Below are 13,830 nucleotides of genomic sequence, written 5' to 3'. Positions count from 1 at the left end.
GACCACTCCTTGCCCGGGGCCTCCAGGCCTCCGGGGTCGTTCGCCTTCGGGGGTGCGGGCGCTATTACCCTGTCACGGCCGGATCATCACCGGGGAGGGGCGATCGTGATCGACAGCCGGCCGCCGGACTGGGCGGAGGCCAGCTCGACCGCCTGATCCGAGGTCGTGGCGAGCATGAGGAGCGCGTCCCGGTCGCTCCCGCTCGCGGGGACGGTGAGGACGGGGACGCCCTCGGCCACGATCCGGGCCGGGGCGGCGGAGCCGTCCCAGCCGGTCGGCGCGGCGAGCACGTTCACCACGTCTCCGGGGGACAGCAGGCGGGCGCTCTCGGGGTCGGCGACGCGGACCGGCGCGGCGACCGTGCCGGGTGGATGGGCGGCCAGCAGGCTCGGGCCGAGCAGGCGGACGTCGGTGAGGGGCTCCCCGCGCCGCGCGGGGCCCGCCAGGACCCGCCCGGCGACCGGCGTGCCCGGTCTCAGGGCGCCTTCGGGGGCCGTACCGGGCCGCAGGGCGACCGTTTTCACGTCGGCGGCGGACAGGACGCCGCCGGGCAGGTCGCGGGCCGCCGCGAGCACGGTCACCGACGAGGTCTCGGGGCGCAGGCCGGTCGCGGCGCACGCCGCGGCCAGGGCGGCGAGGACGGTGGCGAGGAGGCGGTGGCGGCGGCCGAGGAGACGGTGAAAGGGAAGGCGCCGGCCCTGCGGGCGCAGGCCGGGAAGGAGGCTGGCGACGGGCATGGCTGACTCCACGGATGGTCACCGGGCGGGGTCGAGGGGCATCGGGCGGGGTCGAAGGCACCGGATGGGACGGAAGGTCACCGGGGCAGGTCGAAGGGGAGCTGCAGGCCGTCCAGGGCCTTGGCGCAGTGGCAGGCGCGGTCCCTGGGGAGGGCTCCGACGACGTCGGTGACCAGGGCGCGCATGCGGGTGACGTTGGCGGCGAAGAAGGCGAGGACCTCCTCGTGGGTGACCCCCTCGCCGGTCTCGACGCCCGCGTCGTGGTCGGTGACCAGGGACAGCGAGGTGTAGCACATGGCGAGCTCGCGGGCGAGGACGGACTCCGGGAAGCCCGTCATGCCGACGATCGTCCAGCCGTTGGCGGTGAACCAGCGGGACTCGGCCCGGGTGGAGAAGCGGGGACCCTCGATGACGACCAGCGTGCCGCCGTCGACCGTCTCCCAGTCGGCGGCCCGGCCCGCGGCGACGGCCGCGGCGCGGCCCACCGGGCAGTAGGGGTCGGCGAAGGGGACGTGGACCACGCCGCCGGCGTCGTAGTAGGTCTGGGCGCGGCCGGAGGTGCGGTCGACGAGCTGGTCGGGGACCACGAGGGCGCCCGGACCGATCTCGGGGCGGAGCGAGCCGACCGCGCTGGGCGCGAGCACCTGGCGCACGCCGAGGGAGCGCAGGGCCCACAGGTTGGCCCGGTAGGGGATGCGGTGCGGCGGGAAGCGGTGGTCCCGCCCGTGGCGGGGGATGAAGGCCACCTCCCGCGAGCCGACGCGGCCGATGCTGACGACGTCGCTCGGCGGGCCGTACGGCGTGCTGACCGTGACCTCCGTGACGTCGTCGAGCAGCGAATAGAACCCTGAACCGCCGATGACCCCGACGTCCGCGCGATTGACCATGGCGCAGACACTAGCGTCACGGCCGCCCCGCGAGAGGGCGGAGAGCGGAGCCTGTGGACGACTCCGGTAACCGATGTGACCGTGTGGACACATGGGGTATGACCTGCCCCATGGTCGATCGGGGGAACGAGACGAGTGCACGGCGGACCCGTCGGACGGCGTCCGGAGAGGCGGAGCGGAGACCCGGGAGGGGGCTGGGGCTCATCATCGGGGCGCTCATGCTCGCCATGCTGCTCGCGGCGCTCGACCAGACGATCGTCGCCACCGCGCTCCCGACCATCGTCGGAGACCTGGGCGGCCTGAACCACCTCGCCTGGGTGGTGACCGCCTACATGCTCGCCTCGACGGTCTCCACGCCCCTGTGGGGCAAGCTCGGCGACCAGTACGGCCGCAAGGCCCTCTTCCAGGCCGCGATCGTGATCTTCCTGGTGGGCTCGGCCCTGTGCGGCCTGTCGCAGGACATGGGGCAGCTGATCGGGTTCCGGGCGCTGCAGGGGCTCGGCGGCGGAGGTCTCATGGTGCTCGCCCAGGCGATCGTCGCGGACGTCGTGCCCGCCCGCGAGCGGGGGAGGTATCAGGGGTTCTTCGGCGCCGTCTTCGCCGTCTCCAGCGTCGCGGGCCCGCTGCTCGGCGGACTGTTCGTGGACCACCTGTCCTGGCACTGGGTCTTCTACGTCAACCTGCCGATCGGCCTGCTCGCGCTGGCCGTGGTGGCCTGGGCGCTGCCGGCCGGCGTGCGCTCCACCGGGCACGTCATCGACTACGGCGGCATCGTCTTCCTCGGCGGCGCCACCGCCTGCCTGGTGCTGATGACCACGTGGGGCGGGAGCACCTACCCGTGGGGCGACCCGGTCATCATCGGGCTGGGCGTCGCCGCGGCGGTGCTGGGGGTGCTCTGGTGGCTGGCCGAGAAGCGGGCTCCGGAGCCGGTGCTCCCGCTGCACCTGTTCAAGCTGCGGGTCTTCAACGTGGCGTCGCTGATCGGCTTCATCGTGGGCCTGGCGATGTTCGGCTCCCTCACCTACATGCCGCTCTTCCTCCAGGTCGTGCAGGGGGTCTCGCCCACGATGTCGGGCCTGCACCTGCTGCCGATGATGGGCGGCCTGCTCGTCGCCTCGATCGTCAGCGGCCAGGTCATCACGAGCACCGGGCGGTACAAGGTCTTCCCGATCGCGGGCACCGCGACCGCGGCGCTCGGCCTGTTCCTGCTCTCCCGCATCCACCCCGGCATCGGCGCCCTGGAGTTGAGCGCCTACCTGCTCGTCCTGGGCGTCGGGATCGGCATGGTCATGCAGGTCCTGGTGATCGTGGTGCAGAACGCCGTGGGCTTCGAGGACCTGGGGACGGCGACTTCGGGCGCCACGTTCTTCCGCGCGATCGGCGGTTCGTTCGGCGTCGCGCTGGCCGGGGCGATCTTCACCGCGCGGCTCGCCGACGACCTGGCCGCGCTCTCCCGGACGGTACGGCTCCCGCCGGGCATCGAGAGCGCGGTCCAGCAGGACCCGACGGTCATCCGGCGGCTGCCCCCGGAGGTCGCCGGAGCCTTCCTGGAGGCGTACTCCGACGCGATCGCCAGGGTCTTCCTGTTCGGAGCCCCGGTGGCGCTGCTGGCCTTCGCGGTGGCCTGGCTCCTGCCCGAGCTCCCGCTGCGGGAGACCACCAAGGCGACCGACCCGGGCGAGGGCTACGGCGCCGTGCCGACCGGCCGGTCGTCGCTCGACGAGGTGGAGAGGGGGCTGTGGCGGCTGGCGGACGAGGCCATGCGCCGTGACTACTACCGGCGGCTCGGCGACCTGGCGGGCCTGCGCGACCTGCCGTCCGGCTCGGTCTGGCTGATCGCCCGCCTGGGCACCCGGGGCAGGCAGGCGGGCGCGGACCTCGCGGAGCGGGCGGGCGTGACCATCGACAGGGGACGGCCGTACGTCGCCCACCTGGTGGAGCGCGATCTGGTCCGCCGGGCGGCGGACGGACTCGGCCTGGAGCTGACCCCGGAGGGGGAGCGGGTGGCCGACCGCCTGGTCTCGGAGGCCAGGGAGGGGCTCGCCCGGGTGATCCAGGACTGGAATCCGGAGGAGCACCCCGGGCTGCGCGAACTGCTGGACCGGCTGCCCGGGGAGATGCTCGGCGCGATGACCGACCGCCCCGCGCCGCGTTGAGACCGGTCGCCGCGGGACCGGGCCGGCGGGTGGGGCCGGCCGCGCACCGGGCCGGTCACCCGTGGGGCCGCCGGAGGGGGCGGCCGGTGCGCGGAGCGGGTCGCGCGGTGAGCCGGCGGGTGGGACCGGCCGCGCGCCCGTTCGTCAGGAGGCCGCGGCCGCGGGCGCGGCGGCGGGCTTGGACTCCGCCGACCCCGAGGAGGACGTGGAGGATGCGGAGGACGACGACGAGTTCGAGGAGCTCGACGTGGTGGAGCTCACCGTGCTCGAACCGGACGACCTGCTGTCCGTCCGGTAGAAACCGGATCCCTTGAAGACGATGCCGACCGCAGAGAACACCTTGCGCAGCTCACCCTGGCAGCTCGGGCACACGGTGAGCGCGTCGTCCGAGAACTTCTGGACGATCTCGAACTGGTTGTCACAGGCGGTGCAGGCGTACTGGTAAGTGGGCACGCTCTCCTCCTCATTCGGTCCGCGCCGATTGGCACTCGACTGGCGCGACTGCTAATGGTACGGCGTCGACAAGCATAAACGCGAGCGGAGGATGTCACATTCCGGCGTGCGCCTTCCGGCCGGGGCCCCGCAACCGTCCCGCAACCGGGCCCGAGGGAGTCCTCCGAACCGGTCCGGGCAGGTCCTCCGGTGCGCCCGCGGGAGTTCTCCGGTCCGGCCTGCGAGAGTTCTCCGGCCTGGTCTGTGGGAGTCCTCCGGCCCGGCCCACGGGAACCCCCGGGCCGGCCCGCCGGAGGTCAGGAGCCGTGCTCGCCGAACCAGCCGGCCAGCTTGCCCCGGCGGCTGATCGCGCGGATCCGCTTCTCGACGACCTCCCGGCAGGCGGCGGTGGCCACCACGAGGAGCTGGTCGTCGGCCCTGATCCGGGTGGACTCCGACGGCACGAACGACTTGCCGTCCCTGACGACGAGCGTGACCTGGGCGTCGGACGGCAGCCTGAGCTCGAACACCTCCACGCCGTGCAGCTTGGACGCCGGCGGGACCCTGATCTGCAGGAGGTCGGCGTTGAGCTCCTCCAGCGGGGCCGACTCCACCGCCAGGTCGCGGGCCTCCTCCGGCGCGGTGACCCCGAGCCTGCGCGCCACCCACGGCAGGGTGGGCCCCTGGAGCAGGGTGTAGACGACCACGATGACGAAGACCTCGTTGAACACGAGCTTGGCGGTGGCGTCGTCGATCGACGTGGCGGCCCAGGGGATGGTGGCCAGCACGATGGGCACCGCGCCCCGGAGCCCGGCCCACGACAGGAACGCCTGCTCCCGCCAGTTCAGCCGGTCGACCCCCGTGATCCGCAGCAGGAGGGCGGAGACCACGATGGACAGCGGCCGGGCGACCGCGACCAGGATCAGCCCCGCGACCAGCCCGGGGACGAGCGCGGTCGACATCTCCGAAGGGCTCGCCAGTAGACCGAGCATGACGAACAGGCCGATCTGGGCCAGCCAGGCGACGCCCTCGGCGAATCCCCGGCTGGCCGCCCGGTGCGGCATCCGGGAGTTGCCCATGACCAGCGCCGCCAGGTAGACCGCCAGGAAGCCGCTGCCGTGCAGGGACGCGGCGCCGGCGTAGGCGGCGAAGGCCAGCGCGAGCACCGCGATCGGGTACAGGCCGGCGGCCGGCAGCGCGACGCGGCGCAGCGCGTAGACGCCGACCGGGCCGATCGCCAGCCCTGCGGCCGCGCCCACCACGAGCTCGAAGACCACCTCCAGCAGGGCGACCCCGAGGCTGGGCGAGGCGTTGGTGCTCAGCAGCACCACCGCGATGACGACGGGGGCGTCGTTGAACCCGGACTCGGCCTCCAGGATGCCCGACAGGCGCGGTGGCAGGGGCAGGCGGCGCAGGACGGAGAAGACCGCCGCGGCGTCGGTCGAGGCGAGGACCGCGCCGAGCAGGAGCGCGGTCCGCCAGTCCATGCCGAGCAGGAAGCGCACCGGGAGCGCGACGGCGGCGATGCTCACCGCGACGCCCGCGGTGGCCAGCACCACGGCGGTGGGGATGGAGCCCCGGACGTGGCTCCAGGTGGTCGTCAGACCTCCCTCGGCCAGGATGATCGCCAGCGCGATCAGGCCCATCTGCTGGGCGAGTCCCGTGTCCTCGAACTGCAGGCCGAAGCCGGACTCGCCGATGACCAGGCCGAACCCGAGGAAGATGAGGAGGCTGGGGAGGCCGCTGCGGTGGGCGACGCGCACCGCGACGATGGAGGCGATGACGATCCCCGCGCCGAGCAGCAGCCAGACGTTCATGTCCATCGGATGTCCATCGGCTGTCCGTCAGGATCCGGTGAGACGGTCGGCGCGTTCGTGCAACGGAGGGTTCGCTCCCTTGGCGGAGGGCCCCCGCGCAGAACCGCCGGGGCGTGCAGGCCGCCCGTCCCGGACGGGAAGAGCGGGAAACCGCTCCCTCTCCGGGAGCGAAGAGTCACCTGTCCCCTCCTCTCGCTTCGGGGACCATTCTGTCCTATTCGGCGGGCCGGCCCTCCCCCAGGCGGACGATGCCGCCGGGCAGCGCGGCGTAGCGGACCGGCCGGTCGTGCGGTTCGGCGGGGACGCCGTCGAGCAGTTCGCCGTCGTGGAGCAGCGCGACCGTCGGCACGTTGGGCCCCACCCGCGCCAGGGCCCGGTCGTAGGAACCGCCGCCCCGGCCGAGCCGTACGCCGGTGGAGCGGTCGGCCGCCAGCGCCGGGACGATCACCAGGGCCGCGGTCCTGACCGCGTCGACGCCGCGCCGTACGTCCACCGGCTCCATGATCCCGAAGCGGCCGGGGGCGAGGGTGTCGGGCCCGTCGTACACCGCCCAGTCGAGGTCCAGGTCGTCGCGGAGCACCGGGAGCATCACCGTCGCGCCGTGCTTCCACAGCGCGAAGACCAGCCCGTGCGTCGCCGGCTCGGCCCCGGTCGACCAGTAGCACGCGACCAGCCCGGCCATCTGCACCCACGGCTGGTCCAGCAGCGCCTCCCGGATCTGGACAGAGGCCGCATAACGCTCGTCCTCCGGGATAGAGGCACGCCGCTGCCGGATCGACGCGCGCAGCTTCAGCTTGTCCACAGGTCCCTCCACTAAGGTTTTGATATGGCCGACTTCGATCCCGTGACGAAAGCCGTCGTGCCGGCGGCGGGTCTGGGCACCCGCTTCCTGCCCGCGACCAAGGCGACGCCCAAGGAGATGCTGCCGATCGTCGACAAACCCGCGATCCAGTATGTCGTCGAGGAGGCCGTCTCCGCCGGGCTGCTCGACCTGCTCATGGTGACCGGCAAGAACAAGCGCTCGATCGAGGACCACTTCGACCGGGCCGTCGAGCTGGAGGAGGTCCTCGAGGCCAAGGGCGACGACGAGCGCCTCTCCCAGGTCCGCGAGCCCGCCGACCTGGCGACCCTGCACTACGTACGGCAGGGCGAGCCCAAGGGACTCGGTCACGCGGTGCTCTGCGCCAAGCAGCACGTGGGCGACAGCCCGTTCGCCTGCCTGCTCGGCGACGACCTGATCGACCCCCGCGACGAGCTGCTCAAGCGCATGATCGACGTCCGCAACACCTACGGCGGCAGCGTCATCGCGCTGATGGAGGTCCCCGAGGACCACGTCTCCCTGTACGGCTGCGCGGCCATCGAGGCCACCGCCGAGGACGACGTGGTCAGGGTGACCGACCTGGTGGAGAAGCCCCCGGTCGAGGAGGCGCCGTCCAACTGGGCCATCATCGGCCGCTACGTGATCGACCCGGCCGTCTTCGAGGTCCTGGAGAACACGCCGCCGGGCCGGGGCGGCGAGATCCAGCTCACCGACGCCCTGCGCACCCTGGCCGGACGCGGCGGCGAGGGCGGCGGACCGGTCCACGGCGTGCTGTTCCGCGGCCGCCGCTACGACACCGGAAACAAGCTCGACTACCTGCGCACGGTCGTGCAGTTCGCCGCGGACCGCCCCGACCTCGCGCCGGAGTTCATGCCCTGGCTCAAGGAGTTCCTGGCCTCGCGATGACCCTTCCGACGAGCCCGCAGGCGGCCCACATGAGCCCGATGAGATCGGTCGACGAGCACCTCGGCGACATCCTGCGCACCGTGCGGGCGCTCGCCCCGCTGGAGCTGGAGCTCGAACGGGCGCTGGGCACGACCCTGGCCGAGGAGGTCACCTCCCCGGTCCCGCTGCCGCCCTTCGACAACTCGGCGATGGACGGCTACGCCGTACGGGCCGAGGACGTCGCCGACGTCCCGGCGACGCTGCCGGTGGTCGACGACGTCGCCGCCGGGGACGGCCGCCTGCACGCGCTCGGGCCGGGGATGGCCCTGCGGATCATGACCGGCGCGCCGCTGCCGGCCGGGGCCAACGCGGTGGTCCCGGTGGAGTGGACCGACGGCGGCACCGCCCGGGTCACGATCGACCGGCCCGTCCAGAAGGGCAACGCGATCCGGCTGGCCGGCGAGGACGTGCGCGCGGGGGAGGTGGTGCTGACCGCGGGCACCCGGATCGGTCCCGCCCAGCTCGGCATCCTGGCCGGAGTCGGCCGCCGGCGGGTGCTGGTACGGCCCCGCCCGCGGGTCGTGGTGATCTCCACCGGGGCGGAGCTGGCCGAACCCGGCACGACCCTGGCCCCCGGCCAGATCTGGGAGTCCAACAGCTACACCCTGATCGCCGCGGTCCGGGAGGCCGGCGGGGAGGGTTACCGCGCCGGGATCGTCGGCGACGACGCGGCGGGGTTCGCCGAGCAGCTCGACGCCCAGCTGGTCAGGGCCGACGTGGTGATCACCAGCGGCGGGGTCTCGATGGGCGCGTACGAACCGGTCAAGGAGGCCCTCGGGCCGCTGGGCACCGTACGCTTCGAGCGCGTCGCCATGCAGCCGGGCATGCCCCAGGGGTTCGGCGTGGTGGGCGACGACCAGGTGCCCATCTTCGCGCTGCCCGGCAACCCGGTCTCCTCCTTCGTGTCGTTCATGCTGTTCGTCCGCCCGGCGCTGCGGAAGATGCAGGGCCTGCCCGCGGGTCCCGCGGAGACCGCGACGGCTGTGACCGCGGCGCCGCTCCGCTCACCCGCGGGCAAGCGCTCCTATCTGCGTGGGAAACTCGGTCCGCAGGGCGCCGTGACCCCGGTGCGGCGGCAGGGCTCCCACCAGCTCGCCGCCCTGGCCGAGGCCGACGCGCTGATCGTGGTCCCCGAGGACGTCACCGAACTCCCCGAGGGCACGACCGTGGAGATCATTCCCCTGTGAACGGGGACGGCGGACCGCATCGGACAGGAGACAGGGCAGGCGGATGAGCGGTTTCTCACATCTCGACGAGACCGGCGCGGCGCGCATGGTGGACGTCTCGGCCAAGGACGTCTCCGCGCGCGCGGCCGTCGCGACCGGCAAGGTGCTGCTGTCCGCCGAGGCGGTGGCCCTGCTGAGGTCGGGCGAGATCCCCAAGGGGGACGCGCTCGGCACCGCGAGGATCGCGGGCATCATGGGCGCCAAGCGCACCCCCGACCTGATCCCGCTCTGCCACCCGATCGCGCTGCACGGCGTGAAGGTCGAGCTGACCGTGGTCGACGACGGAGTGGAGATCTCCGCCAGGGTGAGGACGGCCGACCGGACCGGCGTCGAGATGGAGGCGCTGACCTCGGTCGCCGTCGCCGCGCTGGCGCTGATCGACATGGTGAAGGCGGTCGACCCGGCGGCGGTCATCACGGACGTCAGGGTCGAGGAGAAGACCGGTGGCAAGACCGGCGTCTGGACGAGGTCCTGACCGCGGGCCGGAACGCCCGCCGGGGTGCCGACGGAGCGGCGAGCCCTGACCGCGGGCCGGAACGCCCGCCGGGGTCCCGGCGGAGTGGCGACGAGGAAGGCGGGCCGCGCATGCGGGCTCTGGTGATCACGGCGTCCGACCGGGCCGCCGCCGGGGTGTACGAGGACTCGTCGGGCAGGCTCCTGGCCGGGCTGCTCGCGGAGGCCGGATGCGAGGTGGACGGCCCGGTGGTGGTCCCCGACGGCGAGCCGGTCGAGGAGGCGCTCCGCGCCGGGGTGGCAGGTGGCTACGACGTGATCGTCACCACCGGCGGCACCGGCCTGACCCCGGCCGACCTGACCCCCGAGATGACCGCGCGGGTGCTCGACCGGGAGATCCCCGGCATCGCCGAGGCGATCCGGCAGGCGAACAGGGAGAAGGTGCCGGCCTCCGTCCTGTCCCGCGGGCTGGCGGGCCAGGCGGGCTCCACCCTGGTCGTGAACCTCCCCGGTTCCTCCGGCGGGGTCCGCGACGGCATGGCCGTACTGGCGCCCGTGCTGCGGCACGCCGTGGACCAGATCCGCGGGGGAGACCATCCCCGGTGACCTCCCGCGGCCTCTCCGCGGTCTCTCCGTGGCACGCCGGCGCGGCTTGGGGGGATGATGAAGGGGTGGATCGACTTCGTGGCTGGCCGGTGACCCTGACGGAGGGCCCGGTGGGACTCCGGCCGCTGCGCCTGCGGGACGTGCGGGTCTGGCGGGACTCGCGGTTGCGCAACGCCGACTGGCTCCGGCCGTGGGAGCCGAGCAACCCGGAGACGCCCCTGTTCCGGACCGGGCTGGGCCCGTACATCTCGATGGCCGGGACGCTGCGCAGGGAGGGCAGGCAGGGGCTGGCGCTGCCGTGGGTCGTCACGTACGACGGAGCCTTCGCGGGCCAGCTCACCGTGGGCGCGATCGTCTGGGGGTCGGCCAGGTCCGCCCAGATCGGCTACTGGGTGGACGGCGCGCTGGCCGGCCGGGGGATCATCCCGACCGCCGTGGCCCTGGCGGTGGACCACTGCTTCTTCACCACCGGGCTGCACCGGATCGAGGCCAACATCCGGCCGGAGAACCAGGCCAGCCGCAGGGTGGTTGAGAAGCTCGGCTTCCGGGAAGAAGGCATCCGGCGCCGGCATCTGCACATCGACGGGGCCTGGCGCGACCACATCTGCTACGCCCTCACGGTCGAGGACGCGCCCAGGGGCCTGCTCGCGCGGTGGCGACACGCCCGGGAGGCCACGGCCTCCGGCGGTCCCTCGCACGAAGAGGTGTGACGATCTGGCGACACACCGAATTGAATACTCGTCAAATAGTGACACGCGGTCTTACGGTGCGTGACGTGAGCACAGTGAGGACGCCCCGTGGTCAGGCGTGCCTTCGTGCTGCCCGGAGGCGACCGTGAGCAGCGTCCTCCTCTACCTCGCCATCGTCGTCATGTGGTTGTGCGTGCTCGTGCCCATGTGGCTGCGGCGCGACCGGACCACGCTCGTCGAGGTCGACGAGCGGGACGAGGCCACCGGGGCGTACGACCTCGCCGGCTCGCCGGCCGGGGACCCGGGCCAGGAGGAGGGCCCGTCCGGACCCCTTACGGGGATCGCAGGATCCGCCGTGGGATCCGCGGCGCCGTCCGGCGCCGCCGCGACCGCCTCCGCGCCAGGTGCCGCCTCCCGGATGTCGGCAGGTGCTGTTCCGGGGGCCGCGACCGGTGCCGTGCAGCCGGAGGGGGAAGGCGTTCAGGGGCACCGGAGGGCGGAGCTCCGCCGCGCCGCGCAGCGCCGCCGGGCGGCGCTCGTGGCCAAGCGGCGACGGCTGACGCTCTGGTGCGCGCTGCTGCTCCTGGCCTCGGTGGTGACCGCGGCGGTCCAGGTGATCCCCTGGTGGGGCGTGGCGCCCTCGGTGGTCCTCCTGGGCGTCCACCTGGCGGTCCTGCGGGTCGCGGTGCAGGTCGACGCCGAGCGGCGCAGAGCCGCCGCCCAGGCCCGCGCGGAACGTGCCAGGCGCACCCGGCGCCGGGCCGCGGAGGCTGCGGCGCGGCGGGCGGCGGCCCCGCAGGCGGAGATCATCGACCTCTCCGAGCACCGCGACGAGCTCTTCGACCAGTACGCAGAGCCGTCCCGCCGCGCGGTCGGAGACTGATCGGTGCCCGGATGGCGCGAGCGCCCTCGGATGTTTGCTAATCTAGTCCACGTCTTGGGGATGTAGCGCAGTCCGGTAGCGCACTTCGTTCGCATCGAAGGGGTCAGGGGTTCGAATCCCCTCATCTCCACCAGGACGGAAGGCCCGGTTCCAGATCATGGAGCCGGGCCTTTTCGCTGTTCAGGGGCTATGTGATCGGTTTATCTCTGGAGGAGAGGCGTACGGCCTCCGCAGGGCTCCCGAAGGCCGGAGTCAGCGAAAAGTCAGCGAACGCTGCCGAGCGCTTCGGTCTCCCCTGAGAAGCCGGCTATGCCGATGGAAGGTGGGACCGTTTGATCGGGAGCCATGACGTCAGGAGCGGCACCAGCGTGGCGGTCAGGTCTGCGCCGAAGACACAGAGGGTCTGCTCCCAGGGATGGCCGAAGGTGCCGTTCGCCATGTCCTCGGACATGAAGATGTAGTAGTCCCCATCGGGGAAGATCTCGACGGGCCAGTGGGGGGTATCGGTGAGGGCCTGACGGTGAGGCCAAAAGCCCCAGCTTGGATGCTGCCAGTCGAGCACGAGCAGTCGTTGTGACACGGTGAAGGTGCGGGTCATGGCCAGCAGACCGAGGATGTTGACGGCGTCCTGTGCCGCAGCGAACTGAGCGGACCCGCTGGTGGCGAAGATGGGGGACAGATCGATGGTCACTGACGGGGTCGGTTCGTTGATCGCAGGCTCGTCGTACAGCTCATGGCTGGGCTTGTACTGGGGCCGGAAGTTGAACCGGGCATCGAAGGCCGCCCAGAAATCTTCGTAGCGTTCCGACTCGATCTGTTGCCAAGCGGGAGCGGTCACGGGCTGACCATAAGGCAGGCCGGGCTGGCAAAGCGTGAAGGCCCGACTCCATTTGTGGAATCGAGCCTTCTGCTTGCTCAGGAACTATGGAGTTGGTTCTTCATCGGTGGTCGGCTCGGCCGTCGCCGGTTTCTCCACGGTCGGGTGGAGGGATAAGTCGGCGAACACCGCCCGGGCACGGCCGTTGCGGTCGCGGGAGGCGTGCGTGTAGCGGTTGAGCGTGGTCGAGATCTGCTCATGACCGATGAGCCCGGCGACGTCGTTGACGGGGACGCCGCTGGAGACGAGCCAGGTCGCGTAGCAGTGCCTCAGGTCGTGGAAGCGCAGGCCCTCTCCGGCGTGCTGGGCGAGGTAGAGGACGGCTTCCTCCTTGGTCGTGAAGCGCTTATGCCGTTCGCCGCCGCTCTTGTCGGTCCAGGTGCCGAGGAAGCCTTCACCGAGGTCCGAGACCGAGCCGAGCAGCCCGGCCCGGACGAGGGACGGCCGCCAGACGCGGGCGCGGAAGGTGTGGCGGCTCATCAGGCTGCCGCTACGCACCGTGAAGACCTCGCCGAGCGGCCCGGGAGGGAAAGCGGCCCGGTGCGCGGTGAGGAGCTCCACCACGAACCCGGGGAGCGGGACCTCACGGCGTCCGGCCTTGGACTTCGGATAGGGCTTGATGGTGACGTGCCCGTTGATCTCCACGGCGACCCGGAGCACCCGGACGGTTCCGGCGTCGAGGTCGACGGCGTCCCACCGCAGTCCTGCGCACTCGCCCCACCGAAGGCCGGCCCCGGCCGCCAGGGCGACCACCGCGCGGTACCGGTCGGGGATGTGGGGGAGGAGGGCGGTGAACTCCTCCCGACTGATGATCCGGTCATCGTCGTCCTGGCGGCGACGCCGGGGCAGCCGTACGCCCTCGCACGGGTTGACGCCGATGATCCGGTCTCGCACCGCCGAGCGCAGCACACCCGAGAGCAGGCGGTTGCACTCGATCACACTGGCCGGAGAGAGCCGCTTGCCCAACTCGGTTATCCACGCCTGTACGGCCGAATGGTCGATCTTGCCGAGCGGAACGTCCTGCCAGCGGGCCAGGACGTGGTTCCGCATGATCGACTCATCACGCGCGGCTGTGGCCAGCTCGTGGTTCCGGGACTTCAGCCAGGCCTCCGCGTAGGGACCGAACTTGGTCTTGCCCGCGTGCGGGTCGACGTAGGTCCCTCGGTTGAGCGAACTGTTGATCTCGGCGAGGAATGCCGTCGCCTCCCGCTTGGTGGCGAAGGTCTTCGAGCGCTGCCGGTCGGTGTGGTCCCGCCAGTTGGCGCGGTAGGTGCCGGCCTTGGTCTTGATGATGTGGCCCAT

Annotated in this window: 14 protein-coding genes and 1 tRNA gene; 8 read left to right on the top strand and 7 right to left on the bottom strand. The window is 72.4% G+C overall.

What is annotated here, in order from left to right; translation table 11 throughout:
• Window positions 1-86: 86 nt before the first annotated feature.
• Together HS048_RS00955 and HS048_RS00950 are read right to left on the bottom strand one after the other, a co-directional pair.
• Window positions 87-737 (bottom strand): RcpC/CpaB family pilus assembly protein, encoded by a 651-nt coding sequence (locus HS048_RS00955; RefSeq protein ID WP_068902345.1) that lies wholly within the window; start codon window positions 735-737, stop codon window positions 87-89.
• Between the two features lie 77 nt (window positions 738-814).
• Window positions 815-1,624: an S-methyl-5'-thioadenosine phosphorylase gene (locus tag HS048_RS00950; protein WP_068902347.1), complete on the bottom strand. Its 810-nt coding sequence runs from the start codon at window positions 1,622-1,624 to the stop codon at window positions 815-817.
• Between the two features lie 110 nt (window positions 1,625-1,734).
• Between HS048_RS00950 and HS048_RS00945 the strand changes: the two genes are divergently transcribed.
• A complete protein-coding gene (locus tag HS048_RS00945; RefSeq protein ID WP_196465842.1) occupies window positions 1,735-3,780 on the top strand; it encodes an MFS transporter in 2,046 nt (681 codons plus the stop codon).
• 144 nt (window positions 3,781-3,924) lie between these two features.
• On the opposite strand, the gene HS048_RS00940 is transcribed toward HS048_RS00945, so the two are convergent.
• From HS048_RS00940 to HS048_RS00930, 3 genes are all read right to left on the bottom strand, one after another.
• Complete coding sequence (locus HS048_RS00940; protein ID WP_084008903.1) at window positions 3,925-4,233, bottom strand: FmdB family zinc ribbon protein; 309 nt, start codon at window positions 4,231-4,233, stop codon at window positions 3,925-3,927.
• Between the two features lie 296 nt (window positions 4,234-4,529).
• Window positions 4,530-6,035: a potassium/proton antiporter gene (locus HS048_RS00935; protein ID WP_068902352.1), complete on the bottom strand. Its 1,506-nt coding sequence runs from the start codon at window positions 6,033-6,035 to the stop codon at window positions 4,530-4,532.
• 208 nt (window positions 6,036-6,243) lie between these two features.
• The gene (locus HS048_RS00930; protein WP_196465841.1) at window positions 6,244-6,831 is read right to left on the bottom strand and encodes a 5-formyltetrahydrofolate cyclo-ligase; all 588 of its coding nucleotides are present in this window, start codon (window positions 6,829-6,831) and stop codon (window positions 6,244-6,246) included.
• Between the two features lie 24 nt (window positions 6,832-6,855).
• Here HS048_RS00930 and galU point away from each other — a divergent pair, with 24 nt between their 5' ends.
• From galU to HS048_RS00895, 7 genes are all read left to right on the top strand, one after another.
• Window positions 6,856-7,755 carry a UTP--glucose-1-phosphate uridylyltransferase GalU gene (galU, locus tag HS048_RS00925; RefSeq protein ID WP_196465840.1) on the top strand — a complete coding sequence of 300 codons (900 nt, stop codon included), beginning with the start codon at window positions 6,856-6,858 and terminating at the stop codon, window positions 7,753-7,755.
• Window positions 7,756-7,793: 38 nt separating this feature from the next.
• Window positions 7,794-8,981 carry a gephyrin-like molybdotransferase Glp gene (gene glp / locus HS048_RS00920; protein ID WP_068902358.1) on the top strand — a complete coding sequence of 396 codons (1,188 nt, stop codon included), beginning with the start codon at window positions 7,794-7,796 and terminating at the stop codon, window positions 8,979-8,981.
• Between the two features lie 43 nt (window positions 8,982-9,024).
• Window positions 9,025-9,495 carry a cyclic pyranopterin monophosphate synthase MoaC gene (gene moaC / locus HS048_RS00915; protein WP_068902360.1) on the top strand — a complete coding sequence of 157 codons (471 nt, stop codon included), beginning with the start codon at window positions 9,025-9,027 and terminating at the stop codon, window positions 9,493-9,495.
• Window positions 9,496-9,605: 110 nt separating this feature from the next.
• Window positions 9,606-10,079, top strand: a complete 474-nt coding sequence (locus tag HS048_RS00910) for a molybdenum cofactor biosynthesis protein B (protein ID WP_068902361.1) — start codon at window positions 9,606-9,608, stop codon at window positions 10,077-10,079.
• 65 nt (window positions 10,080-10,144) lie between these two features.
• Complete coding sequence (locus tag HS048_RS00905; protein ID WP_068902363.1) at window positions 10,145-10,789, top strand: GNAT family N-acetyltransferase; 645 nt, start codon at window positions 10,145-10,147, stop codon at window positions 10,787-10,789.
• Between the two features lie 124 nt (window positions 10,790-10,913).
• Complete coding sequence (locus HS048_RS00900; RefSeq protein ID WP_196465839.1) at window positions 10,914-11,651, top strand: hypothetical protein; 738 nt, start codon at window positions 10,914-10,916, stop codon at window positions 11,649-11,651.
• Between the two features lie 56 nt (window positions 11,652-11,707).
• Window positions 11,708-11,784 (top strand) — tRNA-Ala (locus HS048_RS00895).
• 174 nt (window positions 11,785-11,958) lie between these two features.
• On the opposite strand, the gene HS048_RS00890 is transcribed toward HS048_RS00895, so the two are convergent.
• Both HS048_RS00890 and HS048_RS00885 read right to left on the bottom strand, forming a co-directional pair.
• Complete coding sequence (locus tag HS048_RS00890; protein WP_196465838.1) at window positions 11,959-12,489, bottom strand: DUF2716 domain-containing protein; 531 nt, start codon at window positions 12,487-12,489, stop codon at window positions 11,959-11,961.
• Between the two features lie 84 nt (window positions 12,490-12,573).
• A complete protein-coding gene (locus tag HS048_RS00885) occupies window positions 12,574-13,830 on the bottom strand; it encodes a site-specific integrase (protein WP_196465837.1) in 1,257 nt (418 codons plus the stop codon).

Origin of the sequence: Planomonospora sp. ID91781 (genome assembly GCF_015711595.1) — a bacterium.
Lineage (GTDB): Bacteria > Actinomycetota > Actinomycetes > Streptosporangiales > Streptosporangiaceae > Planomonospora > Planomonospora parontospora.
This window is presented reverse-complemented; position numbering and strand designations above follow the sequence as displayed.

What these genes read in the sequence shown, in the direction of transcription:
- HS048_RS00955 (WP_068902345.1), bottom strand. Translation starts at nt 737, where the DNA reads ATGCCCGTCGCCAGCCTCCTTCCCGGCCTGCGCCCGCAGGGCCGGCGC.
- galU (WP_196465840.1), top strand. Translation starts at nt 6,856, where the DNA reads ATGGCCGACTTCGATCCCGTGACGAAAGCCGTCGTGCCGGCGGCGGGT.
- HS048_RS00910 (WP_068902361.1), top strand. Translation starts at nt 9,606, where the DNA reads ATGCGGGCTCTGGTGATCACGGCGTCCGACCGGGCCGCCGCCGGGGTG.
- HS048_RS00935 (WP_068902352.1), bottom strand. Translation starts at nt 6,035, where the DNA reads ATGGACATGAACGTCTGGCTGCTGCTCGGCGCGGGGATCGTCATCGCC.
- HS048_RS00950 (WP_068902347.1), bottom strand. Translation starts at nt 1,624, where the DNA reads ATGGTCAATCGCGCGGACGTCGGGGTCATCGGCGGTTCAGGGTTCTAT.
- HS048_RS00945 (WP_196465842.1), top strand. Translation starts at nt 1,735, where the DNA reads ATGGTCGATCGGGGGAACGAGACGAGTGCACGGCGGACCCGTCGGACG.
- HS048_RS00885 (WP_196465837.1), bottom strand. Translation starts at nt 13,830, where the DNA reads ATGGGCCACATCATCAAGACCAAGGCCGGCACCTACCGCGCCAACTGG.
- glp (WP_068902358.1), top strand. Translation starts at nt 7,794, where the DNA reads ATGAGATCGGTCGACGAGCACCTCGGCGACATCCTGCGCACCGTGCGG.
- moaC (WP_068902360.1), top strand. Translation starts at nt 9,025, where the DNA reads ATGAGCGGTTTCTCACATCTCGACGAGACCGGCGCGGCGCGCATGGTG.